This window comes from Bacillus hominis (assembly GCF_018332515.1).
GTDB classification, from domain to species: domain Bacteria; phylum Bacillota; class Bacilli; order Bacillales; family Bacillaceae_G; genus Bacillus_A; species Bacillus_A hominis.
Map to the genome: position 1 here is coordinate 1 of NZ_BOQD01000547.1, position 491 is coordinate 491.

At 38.1% G+C, this 491-nt stretch carries 1 protein-coding gene; it reads right to left on the minus strand.

What is annotated here, in order from left to right:
- Positions 1-48 precede the first annotated feature (48 nt).
- Positions 49-491 (minus strand): hypothetical protein (locus KI356_RS27275; protein ID WP_212937012.1); only part of this gene is annotated, 443 nt, incomplete at its 5' end.

The following is a 491-nucleotide window of genomic DNA, read 5'->3' on the forward strand; positions in this document are numbered from 1 at the left end:
AGGGATTTGGCATTTTTTAAGTTTTTATGTTTTTTTAAATAAACAATTCTAAAACTGTTCATTCTTCTCCCAAGATTCTACAATATAATGAGCAATCGTTGGGTTGAAGCCTTTACCAACTAAGAACATAATCGCAGCAACTTCTGTTAAAGCATGTTTGTGTGATGTATGTTTCGCTTCATTTAAACCGTAATCTACCCAAGGTTTTACGAAATCAAGTACAGGTTTCTTTAAAGGTAAAAACTGTGTACCGACAACTTGTTGGATTTGTTGTTGTGTTGGTTCTGTAATAGGTCCTGGTGGTAAAATTTGTGGCTGTGTAATATCGAATGTTGGACCAGGCGGTAAAATTTGTGGTTGCGTCGGATCGATAGTTGGTGGTGCAGGTGGTGAGACACGTTGGTCGGAGTTTGGTTGATACATCGGTTGTTGGTATTGCGGTTGTTGTGGCTGAGTTGCATATGGATTTTGTTGATATTGTTGTTCTTGAG